At 55.9% G+C, this 25545-nt stretch carries 22 protein-coding genes and 1 tRNA gene; 9 read left to right on the top strand and 14 right to left on the bottom strand.

Features of this window, described 5'->3' with window-relative positions:
• The first annotated feature begins 35 nt into the window (after positions 1-35).
• From EQG79_RS02770 to EQG79_RS02780, 3 genes are all read left to right on the top strand, one after another.
• Entirely contained in the window at positions 36-2375 is a 2340-nt protein-coding gene (locus tag EQG79_RS02770; protein ID WP_129599776.1) for a peptidylprolyl isomerase, read from the top strand.
• A 119-nt stretch (positions 2376-2494) separates the two neighbouring features.
• Positions 2495-3874: a peptidylprolyl isomerase gene (locus EQG79_RS02775; RefSeq protein ID WP_077920170.1), complete on the top strand. Its 1380-nt coding sequence runs from the start codon at positions 2495-2497 to the stop codon at positions 3872-3874.
• Between the two features lie 80 nt (positions 3875-3954).
• Positions 3955-4917, top strand: coding sequence for an AAA family ATPase (locus EQG79_RS02780; protein WP_129599778.1), 963 nt, complete (start codon positions 3955-3957; stop codon positions 4915-4917).
• An 80-nt stretch (positions 4918-4997) separates the two neighbouring features.
• Here the strand turns inward: EQG79_RS02780 and EQG79_RS30915 are convergent, their stop codons facing one another.
• The 5 genes from EQG79_RS30915 to EQG79_RS02800 form a co-directional block, all read right to left on the bottom strand.
• Positions 4998-5165: a hypothetical protein gene (locus EQG79_RS30915; RefSeq protein ID WP_165358829.1), complete on the bottom strand. Its 168-nt coding sequence runs from the start codon at positions 5163-5165 to the stop codon at positions 4998-5000.
• A gap of 66 nt (positions 5166-5231) precedes the next feature.
• A complete protein-coding gene (locus EQG79_RS02785; RefSeq protein WP_077920172.1) occupies positions 5232-6242 on the bottom strand; it encodes an ABC transporter ATP-binding protein in 1011 nt (336 codons plus the stop codon).
• Between the two features lie 62 nt (positions 6243-6304).
• Positions 6305-7930 carry an NADP-dependent glyceraldehyde-3-phosphate dehydrogenase gene (locus EQG79_RS02790; RefSeq protein ID WP_129599780.1) on the bottom strand — a complete coding sequence of 542 codons (1626 nt, stop codon included), beginning with the start codon at positions 7928-7930 and terminating at the stop codon, positions 6305-6307.
• 262 nt (positions 7931-8192) lie between these two features.
• Complete coding sequence (locus EQG79_RS02795) at positions 8193-8591, bottom strand: DoxX family protein (protein WP_129599782.1); 399 nt, start codon at positions 8589-8591, stop codon at positions 8193-8195.
• A 310-nt stretch (positions 8592-8901) separates the two neighbouring features.
• Positions 8902-9471, bottom strand: a complete 570-nt coding sequence (locus tag EQG79_RS02800) for a Crp/Fnr family transcriptional regulator (protein ID WP_077920175.1) — start codon at positions 9469-9471, stop codon at positions 8902-8904.
• Positions 9472-9622: 151 nt separating this feature from the next.
• On the opposite strand from EQG79_RS02800, the gene EQG79_RS02805 reads away from it, so the two are divergent.
• Complete coding sequence (locus EQG79_RS02805; protein WP_240699254.1) at positions 9623-9913, top strand: Crp/Fnr family transcriptional regulator; 291 nt, start codon at positions 9623-9625, stop codon at positions 9911-9913.
• Between the two features lie 200 nt (positions 9914-10113).
• Here the strand turns inward: EQG79_RS02805 and EQG79_RS02810 are convergent.
• Positions 10114-10197 (bottom strand) — tRNA-Leu (locus tag EQG79_RS02810).
• A 148-nt stretch (positions 10198-10345) separates the two neighbouring features.
• Here EQG79_RS02810 and EQG79_RS02815 point away from each other — a divergent pair.
• Positions 10346-13117, top strand: a complete 2772-nt coding sequence (locus EQG79_RS02815; RefSeq protein ID WP_240699255.1) for an ATP-binding protein — start codon at positions 10346-10348, stop codon at positions 13115-13117.
• 27 nt (positions 13118-13144) lie between these two features.
• On the opposite strand, the gene EQG79_RS02820 is transcribed toward EQG79_RS02815, so the two are convergent.
• On the bottom strand, positions 13145-14392 hold the full coding sequence (locus EQG79_RS02820) for an ABC transporter permease (protein WP_077920502.1): 1248 nt from the start codon (positions 14390-14392) through the stop codon (positions 13145-13147).
• A 143-nt stretch (positions 14393-14535) separates the two neighbouring features.
• Between EQG79_RS02820 and EQG79_RS02825 the strand changes: the two genes are divergently transcribed.
• Positions 14536-15798: an asparagine synthetase B gene (locus EQG79_RS02825; protein ID WP_129599787.1), complete on the top strand. Its 1263-nt coding sequence runs from the start codon at positions 14536-14538 to the stop codon at positions 15796-15798.
• Positions 15799-15803: 5 nt separating this feature from the next.
• Here EQG79_RS02825 and EQG79_RS02830 read toward each other — a convergent pair whose 3' ends face one another.
• Entirely contained in the window at positions 15804-16838 is a 1035-nt protein-coding gene (locus tag EQG79_RS02830; protein WP_077920178.1) for a DNA/RNA non-specific endonuclease, read from the bottom strand.
• Between the two features lie 105 nt (positions 16839-16943).
• Here EQG79_RS02830 and EQG79_RS02835 point away from each other — a divergent pair, with 105 nt between their 5' ends.
• A complete protein-coding gene (locus EQG79_RS02835; RefSeq protein ID WP_129599790.1) occupies positions 16944-18167 on the top strand; it encodes a BaiN/RdsA family NAD(P)/FAD-dependent oxidoreductase in 1224 nt (407 codons plus the stop codon).
• A gap of 147 nt (positions 18168-18314) precedes the next feature.
• Positions 18315-18977, top strand: coding sequence for a hypothetical protein (locus tag EQG79_RS02840; RefSeq protein ID WP_240699256.1), 663 nt, complete (start codon positions 18315-18317; stop codon positions 18975-18977).
• Positions 18978-19040: 63 nt separating this feature from the next.
• Here EQG79_RS02840 and EQG79_RS02845 read toward each other — a convergent pair whose 3' ends face one another.
• The 6 genes from EQG79_RS02845 to EQG79_RS02870 all read right to left on the bottom strand — a co-directional run bounded on the left by EQG79_RS02845 (position 19041) and on the right by EQG79_RS02870 (position 24785).
• Entirely contained in the window at positions 19041-19988 is a 948-nt protein-coding gene (locus tag EQG79_RS02845; RefSeq protein WP_129599792.1) for a bifunctional riboflavin kinase/FAD synthetase, read from the bottom strand.
• An 81-nt stretch (positions 19989-20069) separates the two neighbouring features.
• Positions 20070-20804 (bottom strand): tRNA pseudouridine(55) synthase TruB, encoded by a 735-nt coding sequence (truB, locus tag EQG79_RS02850; RefSeq protein WP_129599794.1) that lies wholly within the window; start codon positions 20802-20804, stop codon positions 20070-20072.
• Between the two features lie 62 nt (positions 20805-20866).
• A complete protein-coding gene (locus EQG79_RS02855; protein ID WP_129599796.1) occupies positions 20867-21712 on the bottom strand; it encodes an undecaprenyl-diphosphate phosphatase in 846 nt (281 codons plus the stop codon).
• A gap of 137 nt (positions 21713-21849) precedes the next feature.
• The gene (locus tag EQG79_RS02860; protein ID WP_077920184.1) at positions 21850-22179 is read right to left on the bottom strand and encodes a DUF3098 domain-containing protein; all 330 of its coding nucleotides are present in this window, start codon (positions 22177-22179) and stop codon (positions 21850-21852) included.
• Positions 22180-22194: 15 nt separating this feature from the next.
• Positions 22195-23076 carry a cell division protein FtsX gene (locus EQG79_RS02865; protein WP_129599799.1) on the bottom strand — a complete coding sequence of 294 codons (882 nt, stop codon included), beginning with the start codon at positions 23074-23076 and terminating at the stop codon, positions 22195-22197.
• A gap of 152 nt (positions 23077-23228) precedes the next feature.
• Positions 23229-24785 carry a glycoside hydrolase family 32 protein gene (locus tag EQG79_RS02870; RefSeq protein ID WP_077920186.1) on the bottom strand — a complete coding sequence of 519 codons (1557 nt, stop codon included), beginning with the start codon at positions 24783-24785 and terminating at the stop codon, positions 23229-23231.
• 123 nt (positions 24786-24908) lie between these two features.
• Between EQG79_RS02870 and EQG79_RS02875 the strand changes: the two genes are divergently transcribed.
• Complete coding sequence (locus EQG79_RS02875; RefSeq protein WP_077920187.1) at positions 24909-25535, top strand: methyltransferase domain-containing protein; 627 nt, start codon at positions 24909-24911, stop codon at positions 25533-25535.
• Positions 25536-25545: the final 10 nt, after the last annotated feature.

The following is a 25545-nucleotide window of genomic DNA, read 5'->3' on the forward strand; positions in this document are numbered from 1 at the left end:
TTACTAAGTACCCCCGAATCAATTATCCCGACGCTATGCGCCACCTTACCGGCGGTCTTGTACTGGCCCTTTTCGTGGCAGCCTGCAAAACGACAACCCCGGTTGTTCAGCAGGCGGCTCCTCCCAAACCGGTTATTCTGACCCTGGGAACGAAAGCCTTTACGACCGATGATTTTTTTCAGTCATTCACCAAGAATCAGTTATCGGCCGACTCGGCCCAGCGGACTGACGTGAAAGACTATTTTGATCTGTACACGAATCTAAAACTGAAAGTAGTAGCCGCCGAAGCCGAAGGTCGCGACACAACCGAAGCCTTTCGGGAAGAAATGGCTACCTACCGCAAGCAACTGGCGCAATCGTACCTGATTGATAAAGTGCTGGTAGAGTCGCTGGCGGCCGAAGCATACCAACGGATGCGGGAAGAAGTTAACGCGTCGCACATCCTGATTGCCGCCCCCGAAGACGCAGCGCCCGCCGATACCCTGGCCGCCTACCAGAAAGCCGTAGCCCTGCAAAAGCGGGTGCAGGCGGGTGAAGATTTCGCTGCGCTGGCGCGGGAAAACTCGCAGGATGCCACTACCGCCGACAATGGCGGCTCGCTGGGCTATTTTACAACCTTCTCGGTCGTCTACCCCCTCGAAACGGTCATTTACAATACGGCCGCCGGACAGGTGTCAGGCCCGGTCCGGACCCGCTCGGGCTACCACCTGGTTCGGGTTAACGACCGTCGGCCCAGCCGGGGTAAAATCCGGGTGGCGCACATCCTGGTTCGGTTAAGCCCCGGTGCCGACGAGTCGGGCCAGAAAGCGGCCAAAGACCGGATCGATGCAGCCTATGCCCGGCTCCAGCAGGGCGAACCGTTCGAAACCGTATGCCGCGAGGTGTCGGACGACCTGACGTCGAAAGGCAACGGGGGTATACTGCCGTTGTTCGAGACGGGTCGGCAGGTGTTGTCGTTTGAGGATGCCGCCTTCGGGCTCTCGCAGCCCGGGCAGCTTTCGCAGCCAGTACGGACCAATTACGGCTGGCATATTATCAAACTGATCGAACGCAAAGGTCTGGAACCCTACGAAACCCTGGCCCCTACGCTCCGGCAGCGCGTCATGACCGACACCCGGGCCGAAGTGCTACGGCAGGCTACGATCCAACAGCTTCGCAAACAGTATTCGGTCAATGAAAATAAAGACGTCCTGAATCTGGCATTCGCCAAAGCCGACAGCAGTCTGCTGCGCGGTCAATGGCGGTACACAACTCCGCTCGACGAAGCCCTGCGGAACAAGCCAATTGTCAATATTGCCGACATGCCCTACACGGTCGATACCTTCTTCGAGTATGTCCGGCAGCGGCAGCAACCGGCCCGCAACCCAGCCATGGCCGCCGTGACCCCGGTCAGTACGCCCGTTGCCGGATCGCCCCAGGTGGTGATGCGCCGGTTGCTCGACCGATTCATCGGCGATCAGCTCATCGCTACCGAAGAGGGGAACCTGGATAAAAAGTCGCCGGAGTTCCGGTCGCTGATGAGCGAAATACGCGACGGGGTCCTGCTCTCGCAGGTCATGGAGCAGCACGTCTGGGAGCGGTCCATGACCGACTCAACCGGCCAGCAGCGCTATTACGAGCAGAACAAAGCCCGCTACCAGTTTCCCGAACGCGCTGCCGCTACGGTTATCATCGCGCCCAACGACGAGCTGTTGAAACAGGCCCAGACCCTGCTGGCCCGTAACGCGCCCTACCAGCTGAAGCGCGCGACCCCCGACCTTGCCTACAGCCGCAACCAGACAGCGCTGAATGCCGACCTGCGCGAGCGGCTCTTCGACGTGCTGGTCGTAATGACCCGCAATCCGGACTACCTGGTCGAAGTTGCCGGATCGCACGATCCCACCGAGCGGGACTCGGTATCGGCCGGGCGGGTTCGGGCGGTTGTCAGTTACCTGCAGCAGAACGGCGTACCGCTAAACCGGATCATGGAGAAAGACTACCAGGGTGAACAACGCCCCGGCCTGGCAGATCCGGCGGCTCAGCGTAAGGTATCATTTCAGTACTTCTCAAACGCGAAAGCCGATGTTGCTAACGTGCTCAGCAGCGCCGGCGCCCCGGTAGAGATTGTAGAAGGCGTCTTTGCCAAAGGCGCGAACGCGTATGTAGACAGCGTCAACCCATGGAAAGCCGGCACCACCGTTTTACGCCCCTCCGGAAAAGCAGTAGCCGTTACGATCAGTCGGGTTGAACCACCCCGCCCCAAAACGTTTGCCGAAGCACGGGGAGCCGTAATCAACGATTATCAGGCTCAGCTGGAAAAGCAGTGGCTTGCTCAGTTGCGCCAGCAGTATCCGGTCAATGTGAACGAAGAAGAAGTGCGAAAACTGGTTAAATAAGCGCCGGGAAAGGCCGGTTGTGACTGCCGGTAACCAGTTGTTCGGATTATGCCTCGTTCAGAGGCCTTAAATTTTCTTAAAACGCAGAACCTCACCGGTTCTGTCTGTATCTTTAAAACATGAAAAAAGTAAGCTGTAGTGCTCTGTTTATCCTGATGGGCTGGTTGCTGACCGCACCGGTCTTCGGCCAGGGCCAGGGCGTAAGCCTCAATAAAATCATTGCCAAGGTCGACAACTACTACGTCCTCCGTTCTGATCTGGAAGAGGCCTACCAATCGTACGTAGGTCAGAACCAGACCCCTCCGCAGAAATGCCAGCTGCTCGAAAGCCTGGTCATCAACAAAATGATGCTGGCCAAAGCCGAAATCGACTCCGTCGTGGTTGAAGAAAAACTGGTCGACAGTGAACTTGATACCCGTATGCAGTACATGGTTGGGCAGTTCGGCTCCGAGAAGAATATTGTAGAAGCCTACGGCAAGAGCCTAGAGATGCTGAAGAGTGAATTGCGTCAGCAGGTGAAAGATCAGAAGATCGTGCAGAAAATGCAGCAGAAGATCACGACCGACGTGAAGGTTACCCCACGCGATGTACGCCGGTTCTACGAGTCGATCCCGAAAGATAGTTTACCCTACATGCCTGCCGACGTTGAAGTAGGCCAGATTGTTCGGTTTGCCAAGCCAACCAAAGAGCAGAAGGAAGCCCTCCGGCAGCGGCTGCTCGACTTTAAAAAGCGGGTTCAGGACGGCGAAGACTTCGCCAAGCTGGCCAAAGAGAACTCCGAAGACGTAGGATCGGCCCAGAACGGGGGCGACCTTGGGTTTGCTAAACGGGGCGCGATGGTGGCACCTTTTGAAGGAGCCGCGCTGAAGCTAAAGCCGAACGAGATGTCAGACGTAGTGGAGTCGGATTTTGGTCTTCACCTGATTCAGCTGCTGGAAACCCGCGGGGCCGAATACCACGCCCGCCACATCCTGCTCCGCCCCGATTATAACCGCCTGGACCTGACGGGCCCGACCCAATACCTCGACAGTCTGCGTACGCTGATCGCAGCCGACTCGCTGAAGTTCGATAAGGCCGCTCACGATTATTCAGAAGACAAAACTACGGCCGACGCCGGTGGCCTACTTCGCGATCCGCAGTCGGGCAGCAGCCGTCTGGCCATGGATGGGTCTATGGAATACGCCCTGTTCCAGATGCTCGACACCATGCAGGTAGGCAGTGTATCGAAACCGTTGCCGTACCGGACCGAAGATGGAAAGAGCGCGGTACGATTGTTGTATTTCAAAAGTAAAGTAGCCCCTCATACGGCCGATTTCAAGATCGACTTTGAGAAGCTGCAAAACATTGTGCTGACCAACAAAAAGAACCGGGCCATCGATGATTGGTTCCGTAAGTCGGTCAGTGATGTGTATATTACGGTCGATCCCGAATTTCAGGGCTGTCGTATTTTTGGAACGACCCAAAACAGCGCAGCTCAGCTAGGCGGTGGCGGAAATTAGCGACGAGGGGTTGGTTGAACGATGCGCGGCTTTCGTTTATCAGTAACCCTTCTTAACTCATCACTCATAACTTTTTCATTGTGCCTTACTCATCTGACGTGGCGGCTGCCGAAGCTCTGACTCAATCGTATCAGAAGTTAAAAACCGAAATTTCGAAGGTAGTGATCGGCCAGGACGACACCGTCCGGTTGTTATTAACGGCTATTTTCTGTCAGGGCCACTGCCTGCTGGTGGGTGTGCCGGGTCTGGCCAAGACACTGCTTATTCAGACCATCGCCAGCGCACTCGATCTGGATTTTAACCGCATCCAGTTCACGCCTGACCTGATGCCGTCCGACATTCTGGGCTCCGAAACCCTGGATCAGGACCGCAACTTCAAATTCATCAAAGGTCCCGTTTTTGCCAACATCATCCTGGCTGACGAAATCAACCGAACGCCCCCCAAGACCCAGTCGGCCCTGCTGGAGGCCATGCAGGAATATGCCGTTACCATTGCCGGTCAGAAATACAACCTGGGTCGGCCTTTCTTCGTACTGGCTACGCAGAACCCCATCGAACAGGAAGGCACCTATCCGCTGCCCGAAGCCCAGTTAGACCGCTTCATGTTCAATATCTATCTGGATTACCCGTCGTACCAGTCAGAACTGGATATCGTGAAGAATACCACGTCTGACAAACGGCAGGAGGTAAACCGGGTCATCACCGGCGAGGAAATTCGCGAGTTTCAACACCTGGTTCGTCGCGTTCCTGTGGTCGACAATGTCATAGAATACGCTGTAAAACTGGTACACAAAACGCGGCCCAATACCGATCTGGCCGCTCAGGATGCCAACCAGTACCTCGAATGGGGAGCAGGCCCACGCGCGTCGCAGGCGCTGATTCTGGCCGCCAAATGCAATGCCCTGTTAACCGGCAAATACTCGCCCGATATTGAAGACGTACGGGCCGTAGCGCTGCCCATTCTGCGCCATCGCGTGGTTCGTAACTTCAAAGCCGAAGCCGAAAATATCTCCGTCGAGCAGCTGATCAAGCGAATGCTCTAACGAGGAACCCAATAAACAGCGAAGGGGTAGCAGGAGGATTATCGATCCCCTGCTACCCCTTCGCTGTTTACCAGCCTACGCTAGTTGTCTTCTTTGTTCGACTTGCCCAGGTAGTCGTCGTTATGCATACCTGTCGAATCATCATCGACGCCCGACGCATCGACATCTTCCGTTTCTACACTGACCAGACGGGGCTCTCCCTCCTGTTCACGATTCTGGTGGTACTTTTCTTCGGTTGGCGACTCCATATCGTTGAGCGGTTTGTAGTTTAGATTTCGGCCTTCCTAAAACGGGGGCGTTCTATACTAACTAACCTATCCGCCTTTCAGCCACCAAAGCGATTCAGCGGCCACGTCGACACTCACCGACTGCCCAGCCCGCAGATCCGTACGGGTAGTGAGGAGCCGCAAACAGACGTATCGCGACACCTCAACATCCACTTCCGAGTAGCTCCCCCGAAAAAATACCGCCCGAACGGTACCGCCTACGCCAGCCTCGCTGAGTTTGATCTGCTCGGGCCGCAGGCAGACCAGCGCTTCCGGATTATCGCCCCCGGGCAGGTTGAGAACGGGCAGGTGTTTAGCCTTCAGAATAGTAGCCGCCCCCGTCATTCGGGCCGCATAGGCCGTAGTGGGGTACCGGTATACATTGGCAGGCGTATCCAGCTGGATGAGCTTCCCCTGCCGTAGCACCCCCAGGCTGTCGGCTATCGACAGGGCGTCCGTAGCATCGTGGGTCACCAGCAGGCAGGCCATTTTGTCGTGCTGAACCAGATCGAACAACAGGTCGCGGACAATGAGCCGGTTCGGTAAATCGAGGTGACTGAACGGCTCATCGAGCAGGAGTACCGTCGACTGGCCATCGTCAGGTTTGTTGGCCACGGCCCTTGCGATAGCCGTTCGCTGCTTTTCGCCCCCCGACACCTGACGGGGCAGTCGGCCCTGCACGTCGGTCAGCCGGCAGAGTCGTAACAGCTCATTGACCCGGAAATCGCGGTATCCTTTTTCGAAGTAGCGCAGCGCATAGGCGATATTCTCGCGTACCGATATGTTCGGCATGAGCTGGTACTCCTGCGGCACCAGCCGAATCTGCGGATGCCCCGCCACCAGCACCTCCGACGGACCCGGCACCCGCACGCCATCAAGTCTGATGTTGCCGGTGTCGGCATCGGCTTGCCCCGCCAGCAGCGCCAGTAGCGTGCTTTTCCCCGACCCGCTCTCGCCCACCAGCGCCATAATCCGACCCGGATCGAGGGTGAACGACACGTCCCGAACGGCCCTGACATCGCCGGCAAATACTTTGGTAAGATGGGTAGCTGTGAGCATTTGTAGTGACCGGAAAGACCTGACATACGGTCTTTCCGGTTCAGAAAACCAATCCGTTCGGATCAGAATATAAAGTTGGTACTGAGAAACTCGGACTTGTGTCCACCTACTATTTCATTCAGGATATGCTTGTTGGAGCCGGTATCTTTGGTTGCCACGGCCGACCGGATCGAGAACGAGCGCAGGGCATCCTCAACGGACAGGGTTCCCTCGGCCGAATCTTTCCGCCCGGTGAACGGGAAGGTGTCGGGGCCGCGCTGGCACTGGGCGTTTATGTTGACACGGCTTACGAGGTTGACCAGCGGGTCGATCAGGCGGGCAATAGCTTCGGGGTCGGTCCCGAAAATGCTGGCCTGCATACCGTGATCGTCCGTGATCAGGTACTGGATAAACTCTTCCTCATCGTCGTAGACAACGACCGGAATAACGGGGCCGAACTGCTCCTCGCGGTACAGGCGCATACCCTCACGAACGGGATAGACTACCGCCGGCCGAAACAGCGATGCTTCCGTTTCTCCTCCTCCTTCGTTTACAATCGAAGCTCCACCCGCTTCGGCATCGGCTATGATATCGGCCAGATAGCGGGTTTTGTTGGGCTCGGGCAGGGGCGTAATCTGCACCCCGCTGGCCCAGGGCATACCGGGCTGTAGATTACTCACTTCCGGGTTGAAGCGTTTCAGGAATTCGTCGGCAACCGACCGATGCGCCCAGATGATCTTGATGGCTGTACAGCGCTGCCCGTTAAAAGACAGGGTGCCAAGCAGACATTCTTTCACGGCCACATCGAGATCGGCATCGGGCAGAATAATAGCGGCATTTTTGGCGTCCAGACTCATGATTGACCGAAGGCGGTTCAGCTTGGGGTGCTGCCGCTGCAATTCGTCGGCAACGCGGCTGGAACCGATCAACGTGAGTACGTTCACCTTCCCCGACTGCATAACGGGCGGCACCACATCGGCTCCGCGGCCGTAGAGCGAGTTAACGACTCCTTTGGGGAAACTGGTCCGGAAGGCTTCCAGCAGCGGGTAGTGCAGCAACGAGCCATGTTTCGGCGTTTTGAACAGGATCGTATTGCCCATCAGAATAGCCGGAATGAGCGTGGTATAGGTCTCGTTCAGGGGGTAATTGAACGGGCCCATAGCCAGCACAACCCCGAGGGGCGACCGCCGGATCTGCCCGATTATTCCTTCTTCGATACGGAATCGCGATGAGTTGCGGTCCATATTTTTCAGCGTGTCGATGGTGTCGTAGATGTACTTCACCGTCCGGTCGAATTCTTTGGTGGCGTCGGCTAGGTTTTTACCGATCTCCCACATAATCAGGTTGATCACCAGGCTGCGCTGCTCCAGCATTTTCCCGATAAAGGTTTCCATACAGGCAATGCGCTGGGCTACTGCCATCTGCGGCCACTCGCCCCGGCCGTTATCGTAGGCAGCTACAGCGGCCTCCAGCGCTTCCAGAGCTTCTTTGGGGCCAGCCACGGGAAAGCTGCCTAGAAGCTGACGTTGCAGCGTGCCGTTTTCGTCGGGAATACAAACCGGCGAATACACCTCTGACACGTTGCCCGTCCAGGGGCGCATTTCTCCGTTCAGCAGGTACTCACGCTGGTGGATGGGTTCGATGTGGAAGTCGGCCGGAATCTGTGAAGAATCAGCGGGAAACAGGGTACGCAAGGAAGAGGATGCCATGTTACGTTTTACGGTTAAACAGGTTGCACAGAACTACAAAAGGAAGAACGGGCGCAAACTTCACCATTCGACCATCGAATTACAACCCTTATCCGCTAAACCTATTTGTTGACTCTATTTCCGTTAACCCTGGCTTGTTTACATCAATACCTTATGTGCGTTATTTACGTTGATGGCTGGTGCCGCCCCTGCAGATTTAGTGTAATTAAACCAATACATGGGTCAGGCCCGTCAGGAGACTGTCTCCTGACGGGCCTGACCGTTACTGAATGGCAGCCGCTTTCGGCCTGCTGAATGCGAGTCGCCTGTCTTTGGCATAGGCCCCCGCGTACATCAGTAATCCACCCACAACGATGGTGTTACGAAACACGTTGAGCAGGTCGTTTTCGCTGGTGGCGGCTCGCGGAACATGGACCAGAATAATCATCAGAAACACGTACAGCGCCATCAGTAACGAGGCAAGTTTATCATACCGACCCCATACGCAACTGATGATGAACAGCAGTACACAAACTCCGGTGGCGTAGTTCCAGAAAACAGGAAACGGCAGCCAGACCGGAACGAAAGACGCACCAACATCCGCTTTCCCAAAATGAAGCAGAACGTACATACTAAACGGCAGCACAAATAGCCACCGCCCAAGGCCAATTAGTTTGTTCATAATTATGGTTGTTTGGAGAGTAAAGCGAACAGAGCATACCGGGCTGGATAGTCGGAGCCAACCGTCCGGCCCGCTAGGTACGTGGGCCTGGGGTAACTCCGGTTCAATCGTACAAGATCGTGGAGTTCACGGCTGTCGACCGGGTGTGGCGTGCTGCCGATCGGTGAGCACGCACTGTGGTACAGGCCCTGGCCCCTATTGTGGTGGTATAAACGTAGATCCTGGTTCATGGCAGTGGCGGTTTCTGGTCCTGTTGCCCCTGCAAAGGTGCTGGCCAGCCACCGCCCCACTCTTGACTTTTGTCAACGTTTCAGAGCCTGGCTTTAAGTCGGCTGAGGGTTTCGGGCGAGATGCCGAGGTACGACGCCACCAGTTTATTGGAAAGCCGGGATAGGATGCGGGGCTGGTGCTGCATCAGCCACCGAACGCGATCCAGCGCATCGAGTGCCATGAATGTATTGACCCGATAGACGGTAGTGGCGTAGGACTGCTCCAGAATTTGCCGGTAGATCTGCTCGAACTGGGGCACCTGCTGCTGCATTCGCCCGAATTGATCGCGGTGAATAGCCCTGACCACCGTTGGCTCAACGGCCCGGAAAAATTCCTGGGAGGCTTGCTGATTGGCAAAACCGTAGATATCGGTCAGCCAGTTGTTCTCGAAGACAAAGTCACGGCTTGTTTCGGTGCCGCCGTTGGTGCTGACAAACACCTGGATACAGCCTTTGGCTACAAAATAGCAGTACTGACACACCTCACCGGCCTGTAATAACATCTCCCCCCGCCGTACTTTTCGGGTTACGAAAGCCGACAGCACATCGGTCAGCTGCGTGTCGTTGGGGCTGATGCGGGCGCGGATGTAGGCTTCGAGCGGGTCGACCATGGCTGGGTGGCAGGTATGAAGGTGGCGAACTAAAGATACGAGTTGTGCGCTTACCAGCTAGTCAGCCTGACAACCGCAGCGAATAGCGACCTGGCCTAATTTCATGCATCAACCTGTTGACGCCACGCAAACCGATTACTGAGCCACCTCTATGTTATCCTCGCTCATTCACTATATTCAGGAGCGATCGTCCAGTACGCTCTCCGAACAGGATATTTGCCTGATCGACGAAGCGTTCATTCCTAAAAAGTTGCGAAAAAGGCAATTTCTGCTTCAGGAGGGTGAAGTCTGCCAATACATCGCCTTTATCGTTAAGGGAGCCACCCGTCAATACACGGTTGACGACAAAGGAAACGAACACGTACTGAACCTGTGCGTTGAAGGCTGGTGGACCGACTTAGCTTACCGCCGGACGAGCCCACCCTCAGCCCGGCCACGATGATCATCCATCAACGGAGCCACGAACATGGGCAACCGGAATTTGTCGGCGTGGGCTGTCCATTGCGGGTCCAGTTACCGTACCGACTGGAATCAGCCATCCATTCGCAGAGGGCAGGGGAAAAGCAGAGACCGGCTATACCCCGGAGAGCAAAAAATAAGGTCATAACCTGCTGAAGTGAGCAAATTATGACCTTTTACATGTACCGGGAGCCGGACTCGAACCGGCATGTCCTTGCAGACAATGGTGTTTGAGACCATCGCGTCTACCGATTCCGCCATCCCGGCGTCTGGAATCGTTCCTGCCGGGGCAGGATGCGTTTGTCAAACGTGGGCACAAAAGTAGGGGGCTACGTTCATCTTTGCAAATAAATCCCTGATTCTGCCCGGGAGACTCCAGAAATGGCTGCGTACCTATAGATTATATGATGCTGATTTGATTAGCTTTACAGCCCTTAGTCAGTACGTTACCATGTATACCTCCTCCTCAACGTCTATCAGCTTCCCTTCCCCCCCGCTGCTGGCCGAACTATTCGCCGGATTGCCTCATGGTGTCATAGCTTACGAAGCCGTTCGGGATGCCGACGGACTGATTCTGGATTACCAAACCCTCTTTTATAATCCGCAGGCACTGGCCATCAAAGGGCATACGCCCGAGCAGATGACCCAGCAGCTGCTCTTTCAGCGGTCTCCTTATCTCCGCATCCAGGCCGATTCATTGAGGCAGGTGGTCGAGAACCAAACGGCCTATGATTACGAAGAACTGATTCCGATCAGCAATCGCTGGTTTGCCTTCGAGAACAGGCCGCTGGGAAACGGCTTTTTTACCATCATCCGCGATATCGACGCCCTCAAGCAGGCCGAGCAGCAACTGGCCGAACAGAACGAGTCACTCCGGCGCGGGGCCGACCAGGCGCTTCAGCAACAGCGGCTGATCCGGTCGGTACTGGATACATCCCCAATTGGGATTACCGTTGAACAGGCCATCCGAGACGAAACCGGCGATATCATCGATTTTCAGGCTATTTTGATCAACCCCACCGCCCTGGCTATGGGCGGCCATACCGAAGAGCTGGCGCTGAGCCGACGCATCAGCGAACTGAACCCCACCTTCAGGACCTCAGGGCTCATGGCTGCCTATCAGGCTGTTATAAGCACTGGCGAGCCATTCCATGTGGAGTTTTACCACCCTCCTCTGGCCCGAACCCTTGAGATTACGGCTACCCGGATGGACCAGGAGCATCTGATCGTCCTGTTCAACGACGTAACCCAGGCCCGGCAGGATGCCCTGGCGCTGCAACAGAAAAACGAGCTGCTGAATGGTGTACTGCGCACCTCCGAAAGCGGCATTATCGTATTTGAGGCCGTTCATGATCAGCCCCATCAGCCTGCCGATTTCCGACTGTTGCTTACCAACCAGAGTGCCAGGCGGATGTTTGGTCTGGAGGTGGCCGGCGCCGTTGGCCAATTACTGACCGAGATCAGGCCCGCCACCCGCGAGACCGGCCTCTGGAAACGCTACAACCGGGTTTACCAGACGGGCCAGACCTACCAGGGACAGTATTTTGATATACCCACCCAGCAGTGGTTCGATGTAACGATCAATAAGCTTGGCGATGGGCTGGTAGCTACCTTCAACGACATCACCCAGGCGCAGCTCGCCCGGCAGCAAATCGATGAGCAGGCCCGGCTTTTCAACGGGGTACTCTGTAGCATCACCAACGGACTGTCTATCCTCGACCTGGTTCGTGATGAGACGGGTGCTATGGTTGACCTGCGCTATGTACACGTCAGCCAGACCATTCTGCACGACACGGGCCGTACGAAGCAGGAAATGATCGGCAACACTATTCTTTCGCTGTTTCCGGGCGTTCGGGAAACCAAATACTGGACCGCTTATCAGGAGGTAGCCCGCACCGGAAAGCCCCAGCGATTTGAGGTACACTACACCGCCGAAGGGTTCGATAACTACATGGATAACTGGGTAACGCGGCTCGATGAAAATCGGATCATTTCGATCTACGCGATTACCAACGATCAGAAGCGCGTCGAGATTCAGGCCAAACAGCATGCGGCCACGCTTCAGAGTGTGTTGGACAGCTGCCAGTTGCCCATTGTCCTGCTGGAACCCATCCGAAGCGATCAGGGCGCTATTATTGATTTCCGGTACGTCATCCAGAACGAAGCCAGCGCCCGCATTCTGGGCCACCCCGTTGCCGAAACCACGTCCCGAACGGTGCTCGAAGTCATTCCCGGCCTCCAGTCGGCGGGTATTTTCGACCGGTATGTAGCGGTTTATGAGACGGGCTTACCCCAGCAGTTCGAGCAGCATCTGTCCGAAGCGCCTATGGTGGGCTGGTTCGATTTTTCGGTCGTCAGGCAGGACGATGGTATTGTGGTCGCTATCAATGATCAAACCCTGCTCCGGCAAACCTTGCAACGCGCCGAACAGCTGGTTATCGATCTGCGCCGGTCCAACAGCAACCTGGAACAGTTTGCCTACGTGGCCAGCCATGACCTGCAGGAGCCCCTTCGCAAAATTCAGTCGTTTGGCGATGTGCTGATGAACCAGTTCAGCCGGTCGCTTTCTGACGAAGCCCAGGATTTACTGCTTCGGATGCAGTCGGCAGCCAGCCGTATGAGTCTGCTGATTCGTGACCTGCTTACCTACTCGCGGCTAGCGACCCAGCAGGAGCCGTTCAAACGGGTTGATCTGACTGCGCTGATTGCCGAGGTGATCAGTGATTTCGAGCTAACGATTGCCGAAAAGAATGCCCAGGTCATTAGTAACAACGGCAGCGGACAACCCCTCCCGGTCCTCAACGGCAACGCCATTCAGCTTCGCCAGCTCTTTCAGAATCTGATCGGCAATGCGCTGAAATTTGCCCGGCCCGGCCTTGGCCCCGTTATTTCGATCACCGCCCAGCCGGTCGGGCCCGACGACGTTCCGGTTGCGGTTCAGAACCGTACGCAGCACAGCTGGATAGCCATAGTGGTCAGCGATAACGGCATCGGCTTCGACGAGCAGTATCAGGAACGTATTTTTCAGTTGTTCGAGCGCCTGCACGGCCGGAGCGAATACGCCGGTACGGGTATTGGCCTGGCCGTTTGCCGGAAGGTAGCCGAAAATCATCAGGGTACAATCGCTGCGCACAGTCAGCCCGGACAGGGAGCCACGTTTACCGTTTACCTGCCGGTTGATCTGTAGGGAATTCCCGTTTCTGTAACGACGTGATTATTCGTAGCGCAACGCTTCGATCGGGTCCAGCTTCGAGGCCCGCACGGCCGGGTAAATACCGGCAAAAAGCCCAACGCCTATGCAAACGACCAGGCCCAGCACCATCCAGGCCCAGGGCACAACGAAGCCACCTTCGCCACCTTCACCCTGGCTGATGACCAGGGCAATAAGGTTGCCAATGCCGAGGCCTAGCACAACGCCACCCAGTCCGCCCAGAATACAGATAACAATGGCTTCGATCAGGAACTGCTCGCGAATTCGTTTGGGGGTGGCTCCCAGCGACTTGCGAATCCCGATTTCGCGGGTGCGTTCGGTTACGGAGACGAGCATGATGTTCAGCAGCGCTATCGACGCGCCCAGCAGGGTGATGAAGCCAATGCCGAAGCCGCCAATACGCAGATACCCGGTGATGTTCTCGGTTTCTTTAGCCAGGTCGTCGGCCCGCTGAATTTCGAAGGAATCCGGTTTTCCGAGCTGGTCATGCCGCACGAGCCGCATAACCCCCTGCGCTTCGCCGATGGCCTCATCCTGGTCGGCCACGCTCGGCGCCGAAGCGGTAATATCGAACGATAGCTTCTGGCTACCGGCCAAAGCTCGGGCGTTGTCGAGCGGAATCAGAATGATCCGATCGTCGCCCCCGCCCGTAAAACCGCCTTTCTTGGCCAGTACGCCAACCACCTTATACTGGCTACCCGATACCCGAATGGCCTGATTGAGCGGGTTTATTTTTTTCTCGAACAGCGTGGCGGCTACCTCGCTGCCGATTACGGCTACGTTGAGTCCGTATTCGAGGTCGTTCTGCGTGAGGTTACGGCCGCTCAGCAGGGAGAAGCCTTTAACGGCCAGATAGGCCTCATCGCCCCCCGTCAACTGAACGTTAGGGTTCGTTTTTCGTGAGCCGAACTTAGCCTGAGCCGCTCCGTTCACGACTGTCGACACAGCAATGGTTGTTCCCAGCGAAAACCGGCGTTTGAACTGGATGGCATCGAAATAATCGATAGGTTCGTCCTGTTTCTGCACCCGGCCACCCCGCCGGAAGGCGTCCTGCCGGGCCACGATGCTGAACGTATTGGCACCCAGCCCCTCGAAACTACTGTTGACCGAATTCTGAATACCGTCAATAGCGGTCAGGATACCTACCAGCGATGTAATACCGATGGCAATGATGAGCGACGTCAGGATGGTGCGAAGGCGGTTTCCCGCAATCGACCGCAGTCCTTCACGAATGTTTTCGATTAAGTTCATAGCCAGAAACAAGGGGTGACAAGCCTGACGGGCAAACGTAGTACCAGACTATCTATGCCCGGCGCACGGCGCTTTTTTCGCACAATAATTGCTTATCTTTCGTTATTACAAAACTACGTCGTACAATCTGAACGGGGAAACCAATGAAACGGCTGCTGTTACCGCTTATCCTAATTCTGTCACTAACGGGTCGGGCCTGGGCTTCCCGCATTCTGATTCCCATGGATGAGGGCCAGAAGAATCACTTGAAAGCCTATGGGATTGCATACTGGGTACTGAAAACGCACGATACCGAGATCGACTGGCTGCTGAATTATCGGGGTGGCTCGTTCATGATGCCCCAAAGCCAGGCGTTCATCAATGAAATGGTTATCCGGGGGGTTAGCTATGATATTATTTCCGAAGCCCAGGCGGGTCAGATCCTGGCCGAGGTAGCCGCTCCGGATGCGAATATGGACGCGGTCAAGCTCCAGAAACCACCCAAAGTGGCGGTGTATTCTCCCAAAACGAAACAACCCTGGGACGATGCCGTAACGATGGTGATGACCTATGCCGAAATTCCGTACGACGTGGTGTTCGACGAAGAGGTCATGAACGAGAAACTACCCGAGTACGACTGGCTTCACCTGCACCACGAAGACTTTACGGGCCAGTTCGGCAAATTTTTCCACTTCAAAGACCAGCCGTGGTACATTGCCCAGAAACAGGAAGCGGAAGCCATTACCCGCAAATACGGCTTTACTAAAGTACCTCAGCTGAAACGGGCCGTTACGCAGAAAATCCGTGATTTCGTGCTGGGTGGCGGCTATGTGTTCGCCATGTGTAACGCTACCGACACCTACGATATCGCGCTGGCGTCGCAGAATACAGATATCGTTGAGAGTTTCTACGACGGTGACCCCGCCGACCCGAACGCCAACAACAAGCTTGACTTTTCGCAGACGTTTGCCTTCCGCAACTTTCAGGTTTACACCAACCCGTACCTGATCGAGTTCTCGAATATCGACAACCAGCCCGAAGAGCGCGGCCTGAGCGAGCACAACGACTACTTCACCTTGTTCCAGTTTTCGGCCAAGTACGACCCAATCCCAACTATGTTGACGCAGAATCACCTGAACGTCATCAAAGGATTTATGGGACAGACGACGGCCTTCAAGAAAAACCTGATCAAGCCCGAGGTCATCATCATGGCCGAGAACCGCTCGGCCGGTGAAGCCCGCTACATTCACAGCCCCTACGGCCGAGGGTTCTTTACCTTCTATGGTGGCCACGACCCCGAAGATTACCGCCACGAGATCGGCGAAGAGCCCACCGACCTGAACCTGCACCCCAACTCGGCCGGCTACCGGCTCATCCTGAACAATATTCTTTTCCCGGCGGCCAAGAAAAAGAAGCAAAAGACCTAGATCGGCTAATAGCTGAACCAGGCCGCCGTTGTCTCGTCGCGCCCCTGGCTCTCCAGCCGACGCTCCAGGTCATCGGGTAGTTTCGGGAAAAAATCGATGCCGGTAATGCGCTCGATCTGATCGACGGGTACAACAAACGACCGTAGCGACTGGTCGGATGGCTCGTTGCGTAACAAAAAGCCAATCATCCGAATATCGGGCTTGTTGCAGTACAGAAGCACCTTATAATACTGCTCCGGTACGCTGACTTCGTTTTGCCGGCCAATGGTGGGCAATCCGGATTTGAGTACGGGGCCGGTGATGACGTACAACCCGTTATCGCGGACGGCCCACTTGCGGACCAGTTCCTCCAGTTCACGCCAGATGCCCCGGTTGAACTGCGGAGCCTGCGGGCTGATGTTACTCATGTAAAACGATTCGCGGGTCATGCGCTGGGAGAACTTAAAATCACCCGCCGGAGCCAGGTGCCCACGGTCGTAGCCGGATCGGGTGTAGTCGGAAGGCAGGGCCGAACCCGTTTCGACCAGCGGATCGGGCTGAAACTGCTCCCGGTCGCGGTCGGCATCGCCGGTGATCTCGTACGCCAGTAAAGGGTAAGCTACCCAGTCGGCCTGCTCGTAAGCCTCGCGGTAGCGCAGCACATACCCGTCATGCCGGATAATAGCATCGTCGGGGCGGAACGCTGGCAGCAGAAAATCAACCTGCTTCTCAAAATCGAAACGAACGTTACCGGTTGCCGTCCCTTTTTCGGCCGGTTCAGGCGCGTCGCGACGGTCATCAGAGGCTTCACTTTCGGGTTCGGGCCGATCGCTGGCTACGTCTTCGGTGGGTTCAGGGGCTTTGTAGGGGTTACGCTCCTGCCTGGTCGTTGACGGGCCGAGTCCAACAATCCGCCGAATATCGTTCCAGAAAGCAACAACGGGCTGAGTACGACCGCCGTAGTGCAGAAACAAGCCAATCAGAAAAAAGACGAACAGCAACACGAGGGTGTTGCCGCGTAGCCGGAAGCCCCGACGCATGTATTTTTGTGGTGAGCGCATAGGTGTAAAACTACGAACGGTTTGTGGTTTACGGCAGATCGGGCGCAAGTTAACCGACTGTCACGCGTTTGTGAACCGTAACCGATAAACCCCTGTTTTGCCAGTATGTCTTTGCGTATTGTTGTTATCGGTGGCGGAGCCGCCGGTTTTTTCGGAGCCATCACCGCTGCCGAAACCTTCCCCGATGCCTCCGTCACTATTCTGGAAAAGAATCGTACCGTTCTCAATAAAGTACGCATCTCGGGCGGTGGCCGCTGCAACGTAACCCACGCCTGCTTCGACAATCGGCAACTGGTCAGGTACTATCCACGGGGCGAAAAACCCCTGCGTACCCTGTTGCCTATTTTCGATGCTGCCGCTACCGTGCGCTGGTTCGAGAATCGGGGCGTCAGCCTGAAAACCGAAGCAGACGGGCGGATGTTTCCAACCACCAATACGTCCGAAACCATCGTTGACTGCCTGCTCGACACGGCCCGAAAACTGGGCATTTCGGTCCGGACAAGCTGCGGTGTCGAATCGCTTGACCCGACGGGCGGCAGTTGGACACTACACCTTCTGAACGGCGAACGCCTGGAGGCCGATCGGGTTCTGGTGGCTACGGGCGGGTATCCACAACGCCCCTCCTACGACTGGCTGCCGGAGCAGGACGAACCCCTGATTTCGCCGGTCCCTTCCCTCTTTACGTTCAACGCGCCCGGCAGTTTCCTGCTGCCGCTGGCGGGTGTTTCGGTGTCGGATGCCAAAGTGTATGTGGTAGAGACCCGACAGGAACAACGCGGGCCGGTTTTGCTGACCCACTGGGGCTTCAGCGGTCCAGCCGTGCTGCGGCTGTCGGCCTGGGCGGCCCGCGAGCTGGCCGAGCGGGACTACCGGTTCACGCTGCGGATCAACTGGACGCCCGACCTGAACGACAACTCAGTTCGGGTAGCCCTGCAAAATTTCCGGCAGCAGAACGGCCGCAAGCAGGTTATTTCTCAGAATCCGTTCGGCTTACCGGGTCGGCTCTGGCAGGCGCTGGCCAGCCAGTCAGACATTGCTGCCGAACAGCGCTGGGCCGACCTACCCGCCAAGCCACTCAACCGCCTGGCCGAGCGGATGACCAACAGCCAGTTTGGGGTAGAGGGCAAGAGCACATTCAAGGAAGAGTTTGTCACCTGCGGAGGTATCTCTCTCGACGCGCTGACGCTTCAGACGCTCGAAAGCAGGGCACAGCCGGGCTTGTTTTTTGCGGGCGAAGTCCTGAATGTCGACGGAATTACCGGGGGATTTAATTTCCAAAACGCCTGGACAACAGGCTACATAGCGGGTCGGCACATCGGTACGGTCTAAAAATTACAACGGGCGTTCCAACGGTGTTCATCCCGATCGAGTCATACCTATACGTTTCCGGAACGTGTTGCCTGATTTTTTACCATTATCGACTAGTACATGAAACGATTTGCTATGTCTGTTCTGGCGTTGGTATCATGCTTGACCATGAGCTGCCAGGATAACAACTCAACCATAAATCCCGCGCCGACAACCGGCGTTCTCATCAACGATGCGTTTGCTACCAGCCAGAACGGCTGGGATGGCGACGTATCCGACTACGCTGTCGAACAGCAGTCGCTGATCGAGTTTTCGTTCTCGCATGCCGGGCTCCCCGCCCCACTCGACCAGTCGCAGAAAGCCCTGCGGGTCTTCGGTCGCAACCGCAGCGACGACATTTTCATGTTTGTACGGAAGCAGCTGACGGGCCTGCGTCCCAATACCGACTACAAATTACAGTTCGATGTGGAACTGGCTTCCAGGTATCCGGCCAATAGCATCGGCATTGGTGGCTCGCCGGGCAGCAGCGTCTTTTTGAAAGCCGGCGCTTCGGCCACAAAACCGGAGAAAGTTCTCGACGGGACATTCTATAAACTCAGTGTTGACAAGGGGTCGCAGTCCGATGCCGGCCCGGCAGCCGTACTGATCGGTAACGTGGCCAATGGCAAAGACGTGGAAGAATACACGCTCATTCAGCGGACAAACAAAGAACAGCCCCTGACAGCCCGCACGAATGACAAAGGCGAGTTATGGGTTTTTGTGGGCAGCGACTCAGGCTTCGAGGGTGATCAGGCGCTGTATTACAGTAAAATCAAAGTAACAGCCCTGTAAGTATGTGATAATACAAAACCGCTGGTTTCGCTCCTGCCCGGATGATGCAAAACCAGCGGTTTTTTAGTGACCGGCCAGTACGGTACGCGCCGATTCTTCGTCGCGCTTCAACTGCTCGACCAGCGCCGGCAGCCCATCGAACTTCTGCTCGGGCCGCAGGAACTCCCGAAACCGCAGGGTCAGGTGTTCGCCATAAATATCTTTTTCAAAATCGAAGATGTAGGTCTCGATCGTCTGGTTCGTTCCGGCTACGGTTGGGCGAAAGCCGATGTTGAGCATACCACCCAGCAGCTGATCATTGGCCGACTGCCCGGCGTATAGCACATCGACCGCGTATACGCCGTTGGCCGGAATGAGTTTAACCGGATCATCGACCTGCATGTTAGCCGTCGGGAAACCGATAGTCCGGCCCAGCTGACGTCCCTTTACAATGGTGCCGGTCAGGCTGTAGGGCCGCCCCAGGAACAGGTTCGCCGTGTGCACGTTTCCTTCGCTGAGAGCCGCCCGGATTTTGGACGAGCTAACGCCTACCGCTTCTACGTCCTGCCGGGGTATCTCTTCCACCTCGAACCCGTATTCGCTCTGGTGCGCCCGTATGTAGTCGAAGCCCCCCTCCCGATCACGCCCGAATCGGTGATCATACCCGATAACCAGCTTTTTGGTACCGATTTTATCGATCAGAATCTGACGGATATATTCTTCCGACGTTAGTTGGGAAAATGATCGCGTAAACGGAATCACCACCAGGTGATCAACGCCAGCCTGCTCGAGCAGCGCAATTTTCTCATCCAGCGTGGTCAGCAACTTAAGATCCTGACTGTCGTTGGCCACTACCGTACGGGGATGCGGCCAGTAAGTAATCAGCACCGATTGACCATCGCTAGTCCGGGCTACTTCGGTAAGCCGTTGCAGAATTGTCTGGTGACCGCGATGAACGCCATCGAACGTACCGCTCGTCACTACGGCATTGGGCAACGGCTGAAGGTCGTCAAGACCACGATAAACACGCATTCGTTTCGAAATTGATTGTCATTGGCAAAGCCCTGTCCGGAAGACCGCTAGCCTACCATCGGTGTCCGCTTTACCGTCTTGTTAGTCAGTAGCCGTATCTGATCCGGGCTGCGGCTCAGCGGCTTTAGCGGCCGCTGACGATTTATACCGATCGATAAAGGCTTCGAGCGTTTCGGCCTCTTCGATGCGGAACTCACCGATACGGGTCCGGCGCAGCGCACTCATGTAGGCACCGTTGTTGAGCAGCAACCCCAGATCACGAACCAGACTACGAATATACGTGCCTTTTGAACACACAATCCGGAAGTCGACGGCCGGAAAACGCTCGGCGTTGGTCTCGAACAGCCGCACCGTAACCTGGCGGCTCTTGATCTCCGTCGTTTCGCCCCGCCGGGCTTTTTCGTACAGTCGCTCGCCCCCTACCCGCACCGCCGAGTAGATGGGGGGCACCTGTAAAATATCGCCGGTCAGCTGACGGGCTGCGTCCTGAATCTGGTCGGGCGTGATGCCCGTCGTATCGAATTCGGCGTCGAACTCAGTTTCCAGATCGACAGAGGGGGTGGTTTTTCCCAGTACCAGCGTACCGGTATATTCTTTCTCCTGCGCCTGATACTGATCGATTTGCTTGGTCATTTTGCCGGTGCAGAGAATCAGCAGTCCGGTAGCCAGCGGATCGAGCGTACCGGCATGCCCAATTTTCCTGAACTTACAGGCATACTTCAGTTTATTAGCCACATCGAACGAGGTCCACGTCAGTGGTTTGTCGATCAGAATCAGTTGGCCTGGGTCGGGCGATTGCCCCGTTGGTTGTGACACAGAAATAGACAGAAAAAAGGAGTTTGTAGAGGGGCTTGCCCCCGCACAAACCATAGTCGATTTTACAATACGTCGAGCTTTACGCCGGAAGCTAAGAGGCCCAGCAGCAGCAGGCCGAGCGCAATCCGGTAATAGCCAAACACTTTAAAGCCATAGCGCGTCAGGAACCCGACAAACCCGCGAATGGCAATCAATCCAACCACGAACGCGATGCCGTTGCCGATCAGCAGAATCTGGTAATCGTCGGGCTGCAGCAGCTTGTAACTTTTCAGGAGTTTGTACCCCGACGCAGCCGCCATGGTAGGTACCGCCAGGAAAAACGAAAACTCAGCCGCCTGCGTCCGGGTTAGCCCCTGATACATGCCGCCAATGATCGTTGCCGCCGATCTCGATACGCCCGGAACCATGGCTATGCACTGGAAAAAGCCGATTCGGAGCGCATCAGGTGCCGTGACGTCACGGTCTTTGGGCTGCCGCTTGATGATATCATCGATGAAGACCAGGATGATCCCCCCTACCAGTAACGAAATCGCCACAACCACTACGTTCTCGAGCAGGGAGTCGATAAAGTCATTGAGCAGAAAGCCAATAACGGCCGCGGGGAGGAAAGCAATCAGAATTTTCGCGTAGAAATCGACCAGCCGCTGGGTCTTTTGAGGAAACCGCAGCACCCAGTTGGGCAGCGGAATATCGCCCGTCCGGGTGTCGGTTAGGAACCGACGGTGGTACAGCACCAGCACCGACAGGATACAGCCAAACTGTATATCAACGGTATAGAGTTTGGTGAATTCATTCCCGGCAATACCCGCCAGCGAGGAATAGATAATCATGTGGCCGGTCGAAGAAACCGGCAGGAACTCGGTAAGTCCTTCGATAATGGCCAGGACAATGGCGTGAATCAGATCCATCAAAAGAGGGTATAAAACGGTCCGCCGTACCAGTGATACGGTTGTAACACTGCAAAGATGGGTGAGGTGAACCCAACTTTACAACTTTACCCACGCATAACCGCTACGGCGGACTAATTTATACCGATCTATTCCGGTTAACTCCGGGGCCGGGCCAGAATAGCAAAGAACTCGAGCACAAAGCCACTGAAGACGACCAGGGGGCCCAGGGTCAGGCCCAGAAATCCGAAGCCAAACTCTTCCTTGTCGAGGCTCATGATGAAGAATCCCAGCAGAATAACGCCAATACCGGCCAGCATGATCATGTAGTTACGCCGGCCAAACGGCAACGCAGCCGTTGGCGCCGGTTCTGACGAGCCAAACCGGCTGGTTAAAGGCTTGGGAGCGGCCGTTGCCACAACCGGTGCTTTTTTGGCGGGCTCTTCACGCACCAGCGTGGTTGAACCCAGTTGCTTATCTTTTGCCATAATCGTGTTTTCTTCTCAATACAACTCATCCAGGGTCAGGCCAAGGTACCGATGTACCGCCTGAAACGTACTCAAAAAGCCAATCACTACACCCAGGCCAACCAGCCCCGCCAGCAGCATGGCCATCTTTTCATAATCCTGAAAAGCACCCAGCTCGGGTAGGTTGCGGATGGCGAGCTGCAACGTAATCAGCAGCAGGACCACCGCAATGACCCCTGCCAGAAAACCCTGCCAGATACCGCGGCCTAAAAACGGGCGGGTAATGAACCCGTTGGTTGCTCCGACCAGCTGCATACTCCGGATCAGCATCCGCTGAGAATGCAACGCCAGCCGAATCGTATTGTTCATCAGCACCACGATAATCACGAGCAGCACCAGCGCAAAGGCCGACATGATCAGGTAAATCCGGGTAATGTTGCGGTTGATACTGTCGACCAGGTTTTCCTGGTAAACAACCTCGAATACGCCGTCGATCTGCTCCAGATCAGTTTTTACCCCCTGTAGTTTAGCCTCATCAAAGTACTCTTCGTTGAGCTTTATCCGGTAGCTGTCGCGCAGTGGATTTTCACCCAGAAACTTCGAAAAATCTTCTTTCGTCTCCGCAATAAACTCTTTAGCCGCTACTTCTTTGGTAACCAGCGTTACCTGCGCCGACCCGTTGTTTTTCAACACATAAGGCCGTTCTGACAATGTCCGAAACAGCGCAGCAACTTTGGTTGAGTCGAGATCTTTGTCTAAGAACGCCCGCATCTCGTAGTTCTCGCGGATGTACGTCACCAATCGTTTGGATTGGATGGCCAGCAGCCCGCAAAAACCAATTAAAAACAAAGCCAGTGTCAGACTAAATAAAATCATGCCACTGGGGTACGTACCTACTTTCTTCTTTTTACGAGCCATTCAGGGGTTCGTGTTGGTAAAACAAAATTACGTGAATCAACCGGCGAATGGGCTAATTTAAGAAAATTTAGGGTTTCTATCGCGTTCCGTCCCCGCTTTCGGCGGTAAGGTCAGCGTCTGGCGACCTGCTGGAAGCCGCATACCCCTGCTTTTCATCGCCATATTCCCTCTATAGGCTGTATGATTACTGAACGTAAACCGTCGCCAAAAAATGTTATGCCTGTAGCAGACGGCCCCGGAAATATCTGATTCGTCATGGTAACCTGCCCATCGTTGGCGAAAATCTCGACCGATGATCGGTCAACCCAGACCTGCAGGGTCACCCGACCGTTCTGCGGTTTGAGCGGAGCCGTGAAGCGACCCGGAAAATCTTTGCTGAACCCAGTTTGGCCAGACCGGCTCCGATCCAGGAACAGCTGCTGCCGGACCGGATCGTACCCAATGGCCGTTGCCTCGGTTTCATCCTGGCTGTTTTTTCGAAGCTGCACCCGTACGCCCGGACTTATCTGTTTGGGTTCCAGCTCGAGCGTTAACAGGTACGTATCTGTCGGCAGGCTCGAACCGGCTGTATGGAGCTGTTCGTTTAGCTGGGCCACATCGGTACCGGTCCAGCGGAAGGGGGCTCCCAGTAACGGTTTGAGCTCCTGAATGGGCCGCTGCCGGAGTTCGTAACGTGCCGGTGTGCCACTGTTCTGGAGTTTAACGAGCCGCAACTCGCGGGGCAGCGTCATGGCCCCCCGAAACGGGGCCGTGGGCAGGTCGTTGGCGTACTGCCAGTTGTTCATCCAGCCAATGCTGATAGCGCCCCGGTTGCCTCGTACGGGCAAATTGTTAAACGTGATGGCTGCGTAATAGTCTTTCCCCCAGTCTACGTACCGCACGTCGCCGGGTTTCAGCTCGCTGACGAACGACTTTCCGTCAAACCGACCCAGATAGTACTGCATACCGGACCCACCGGCTGGCGCCCCCCCGCCCATCGACAGCATCAATAGCCACTTGCGCTCCAGTGTACCGTCTACCGGCACCTCTACCAGGTCAGGACATTCCCAGATTGTGGCCGGGCTGTCGGCAGCGGTAAATTCGCCTGATTTGGTCCATTGCTTCAGGTTAGGCGACTGATAGAACAGCGCCTTTTTCTCGGCAGGCAACAGCACCACCATGACCCAGCGCTGCGTAGGCTCGTGCCAGAAGACCTTCGGATCACGAAAATCTTTCTTGTTCAGGTCGATGACGGGGTTGGCGATGTACTTGGTCCAGGTGCGGCCCCGATCCAGGCTGTAGGCAATATGCTGGCTCTGGCGGTTGGTCTGGTGAGCCGTATACACAGCGACCATCGGTATGACCCCATTCTGGCCGAATCCACTGGTGTTATTTTTATCGACGACGCAGCTGCCCGAGAAAATCATGGTTGACCCCTCCTCCGGAATAGCGGGAGGCAGCTCCTTCCAGTGTACGAGGTCGCGGCTGATGGCATGTCCCCAGGTCATATGTCCCCAGCGACTGCCGTATGGATTGTACTGATAAAACAGGTGATACTCCCCGTCGAAATAGACCAGGCCGTTGGGGTCGTTGATCCAGTTGGCGCGGGGCGAAAAATGATACTGAGGCCGGAAGGCCTGTCGGTACGTCGTATCCGTACCGGTTCGCTGCGCCAGCCCCGCTGATGACAGCAAACTACCGAGCCACAGGGCCCATAAAGCACGGATCATAATAAGGAGTAAAACACATTACTGCGCACAAGTACGCTATTCCAGCGCACATTCTGGCACGGGGCCAACAAAACATCCACGTAAATCACTTCGTTAAACAGACCAGCCTTAACCGCCTGCTTTATGATACCAGCCCAAGCATTTCAGCGATACGACGAAACCGATGACGCCCGGTTTTACATCCAGCCCCGGCTGGTCAACCACATCGATGACCGGGCCATCGAGGCTACGACAGCGCTGTTTCGCGAATACCTGCCGGCCAACGGAGCCATTCTGGATCTGATGAGCAGCTGGGTCAGCCATCTCCCCGACGACGTAGCGTATCGACAGGTAACGGGTCTGGGCATGAACGAAACCGAACTACGCGCCAATCCCCGGCTGACCGATTACGTTGTGCAGAACCTCAACCAGCAGCCACTACTCCCCTACGAGACAGCTTCCTTCGATGGCGGCATGGTAACCGTATCGGTTCAGTACCTCACCAATCCCGTTGCCGTTTACCGCGACCTGGGCCGGGTGCTGAAACCTGGGGCGCCCTTTCTAACCGTTTTCTCCAACCGTATGTTCCCCACAAAGGCGGTGGCGATCTGGCAGGCACTCGACGACGTGGGCCATCAGCAACTGGTTCGCAGCTACTACGAGCAGGCCGGCGCTTTTGAGGCAATTACCCTGCTGGACCGTAGCCCGCGTGGCTGGGGCGACCCCTTGTTTGCAGTTGTCGGGTATCGTCGGCCCGACGAAATTGTATAACCAGCCTGGT

The sequence above is a fragment of the Spirosoma sordidisoli genome, from assembly GCF_004138325.1.
In the GTDB taxonomy this organism is placed as follows: domain Bacteria; phylum Bacteroidota; class Bacteroidia; order Cytophagales; family Spirosomataceae; genus Spirosoma; species Spirosoma sordidisoli.